Below are 3,809 nucleotides of genomic sequence, written 5' to 3'. Positions count from 1 at the left end.
AGACGTTTGTTCTGCGGCGGGTGCTCACGGGTGGAATATCAACGAATAGGTGCCTGGCGGCACGTGCCGGCAGCAAGTACGGATTCCTTCCTTCGGGCAAGGGGTTCTGGAACGCGGCCGGGATGTCAGCGCCGGGTAGTGTTTGGCACACTGTTGGGTCCTGAGGCAACAGGGCCATGGTCCGCGGTCTTTCCTTCGGGAGGGGGTGCGGGGTGTGGGTTTTGTTTGTTTCTGGTTTCCCGGCTGCATCGATCATGCATGGTTGCCTTCTTCGGGGGGTGTGTGTGGGGTGTGTGGTCTGGGGTTGTTGTTTGAGAACTACATAGTGGACGCGAGCATCTTTTATAAGAAGCAATTTCCAAGAATATGAACCTGGATCTGTCCGGGTGCTGTGGCCTGCTTGCGGGTTGTGGTGTCCGGGTGGTTTTCGTGGTTCTCTCGAAAATTAGCGTTTTTGATCTTTTGTGGTCAAGTTTTTAAGAGCACACGGTGGATGCCTTGGCATTAGGAGCCGAAGAAGGACGTAGGAATCTGCGATAAGCCTGGGGGAGTCGATAACCGGACTGTGATCCCAGGGTGTCCGAATGGGGAAACCCCGCCAGGCGCGCGAGTGACCTGGTGACCCGCATCTGAACACATAGGGTGCGTGGAGGGAACGCGGGGAAGTGAAACATCTCAGTACCCGCAGGAAGAGAAAACAATAGTGATTCCGTTAGTAGTGGCGAGCGAACGCGGATCAGGCTAAACCGTTCCATGTGTGATAGCCGGCGGGCGTTGCATGGTCGGGGTTGTGGGACTTTCCGTTCTGTCTCTGCCGGGACAGTGGGGTGAGAGCATGTGCATAGGTGAACGGTCTTGAAAGGCCGGCCAGAGAGGGTGTGAGCCCCGTAACCGAAATGTAGTGTGCCGCCTGGAGAGTATCCCAAGTAGCACGGGGCCCGAGAAATCCCGTGTGAATCTGTCAGGACCACCTGATAAGCCTAAATACTCCCTAATGACCGATAGCGGACCAGTACCGTGAGGGAAAGGTGAAAAGTACCCCGGGAGGGGAGTGAAACAGTACCTGAAACCGTGTGCTTACAATCCGTCGGAGCAACCGCAGCTTGCTGTGTAGTTGTGACGGCGTGCCTTTTGAAGAATGAGCCTGCGAGTTAGTGTTACGTCGCGAGGTTAACCCGTGTGGGGAAGCCGTAGCGAAAGCGAGTCTGAACAGGGCGTTGCAGTGGCGTGATCTAGACCCGAAGCGAAGTGATCTACCCATGGCCAGGTTGAAGCGACGGTAAGACGTCGTGGAGGACCGAACCCACTTCAGTTGAAAATGGAGGGGATGAGCTGTGGGTAGGGGTGAAAGGCCAATCAAACTTCGTGATAGCTGGTTCTCCCCGAAATGCATTTAGGTGCAGCGTTGCGTGTTTCTTACCGGAGGTAGAGCTACTGGATGGCTAATGGGCCCTACAAGGTTACTGACGTCAGCCAAACTCCGAATGCCGGTAAGTGAGAGCGCAGCAGTGAGACTGTGGGGGATAAGCTTCATAGTCGAGAGGGAAACAGCCCAGACCACCAACTAAGGCCCCTAAGCGTGTGCTAAGTGGGAAAGGATGTGGAGTTGCGAAGACAACCAGGAGGTTGGCTTAGAAGCAGCCATCCTTAAAAGAGTGCGTAATAGCTCACTGGTCAAGTGATTCCGCGCCGACAATGTAGCGGGGCTCAAGTACACCGCCGAAGTTGTGGATTTCGGATAATAACCTAGCCTTCGTGGTTCAGGTGTCCGGAGTGGTAGGGGAGCGTCGTGTGGGCGGTGAAGTCGCGGTGTAAACCAGCGGTGGAGCCTACACGAGTGAGAATGCAGGCATGAGTAGCGAAAGACGGGTGAGAAACCCGTCCGCCGAATGATCAAGGGTTCCAGGGTCAAGCTAATCTGCCCTGGGTAAGTCGGGACCTAAGGCGAGGCCGACAGGCGTAGTCGATGGACAACGGGTTGATATTCCCGTACCGGCGAAAAACCGTCCATGTTGAACGGGGGATACTAACCGCCCGAGACCTGCCTGACCGCCCTTGTGGTGGAAGGGTTTTGGTGGAGCGCGGGACCTGATCCCGGGAGGCAAGCGTATTAACAGGTGTGACGCAGGAAGGTAGCCGGGCCGGGCGATGGTTGCCCCGGTCTAAGGATGTAGGGCGAACGGTAGGCAAATCCGCCGTTCATGATGCCTGAGACCCGATGGGACCCCCGTCAGGGGGGATCCGGTGATCCTATGCTGCCAAGAAAAGCATCGACGCGAGGTTTTAGCCGCCCGTACCCCAAACCGACACAGGTGATCAGGTAGAGAATACTAAGGCGATCGAGAGAATTATGGTTAAGGAACTCGGCAAAATGCCCCCGTAACTTCGGGAGAAGGGGGGCCCCCATCGTGATCCGCACTTGCTGCGGGGAGCGTGCAGGGGCCGCAGAGACCAGGGGGAAGCGACTGTTTACTAAAAACACAGGTCCGTGCGAAGTCGCAAGACGATGTATACGGACTGACTCCTGCCCGGTGCTGGAAGGTTAAGAGGACCGGTTAGCCGCAAGGCGAAGCTGAGAATTTAAGCCCCAGTAAACGGCGGTGGTAACTATAACCATCCTAAGGTAGCGAAATTCCTTGTCGGGTAAGTTCCGACCTGCACGAATGGAGTAACGACTTCCCCGCTGTCTCAACCATAAACTCGGCGAAATTGCAGTACGAGTAAAGATGCTCGTTACGCGCAGCAGGACGGAAAGACCCCGAGACCTTTACTATAGTTTGGTATTGGTGTTCGGAGTGGCTTGTGTAGGATAGGTGGGAGACGTTGAAACCCGGACGCCAGTTCGGGTGGAGTCATCGTTGAAATACCACTCTGGTCACTTTGGACATCTAACTTCGGCCCGTAATCCGGGTCAGGGACAGTGCCTGATGGGTAGTTTAACTGGGGCGGTTGCCTCCTAAAAAGTAACGGAGGCGCCCAAAGGTTCCCTCAGCCTGGTTGGCAATCAGGTGTCGAGTGTAAGTGCACAAGGGAGCTTGACTGTGAGAGAGACATCTCGAGCAGGGACGAAAGTCGGGACTAGTGATCCGGCGGTACATTGTGGAATGGCCGTCGCTCAACGGATAAAAGGTACCTCGGGGATAACAGGCTGATCTTGCCCAAGAGTCCATATCGACGGCATGGTTTGGCACCTCGATGTCGGCTCGTCGCATCCTGGGGCTGGAGTAGGTCCCAAGGGTTGGGCTGTTCGCCCATTAAAGCGGTACGCGAGCTGGGTTTAGAACGTCGTGAGACAGTTCGGTCCCTATCCGCTGCGCGCGCAGGAAATTTGAGAAGGGCTGTCCTTAGTACGAGAGGACCGGGACGGACGAACCTCTGGTGTGTCAGTTGTACTGCCAAGTGCACCGCTGATTAGCTACGTTCGGATGGGATAACCGCTGAAAGCATCTAAGCGGGAAGCTCGCTTCGAGATGAGATTTCCATACACCTTGTGTGTGAGAGGCCCCCAGCCAGACCACTGGGTTGATAGGCCGGATGTGGAAGCGAGGACTAACGACTCGTGAAGCTGACCGGTACTAATAGGCCGATAACTTACACCACACACCCTCCTTCGTGAACGGAATCAAAAGACGTTCACACCATGAAGAAGGGTACAAAGAAACAAGACTGCTTGCGTCCACTATGTGGTTCCCAACCAACAACCCCGCCACCAGCGGGAAACGTTGCACGGAAACCCACAACTACATAACAACACCACCCCTGGACCCACCCGGTCCAGGACGTTGTAACCACACAAATTTCCCACCCCC

1 rRNA gene is annotated in these 3,809 nt (G+C 55.6%); it reads left to right on the top strand.

The features are described from left to right. The first annotated feature begins 466 nt into the window (after positions 1-466). Positions 467-3,600, top strand: a 23S ribosomal RNA gene (locus ABIB14_RS18600). Positions 3,601-3,809 lie beyond the last annotated feature (209 nt).

This window comes from Arthrobacter sp. UYEF3, assembly GCF_040546245.1.
Taxonomy (GTDB): Bacteria; Actinomycetota; Actinomycetes; order Actinomycetales; family Micrococcaceae; genus Arthrobacter.
This window is presented reverse-complemented; position numbering and strand designations above follow the sequence as displayed.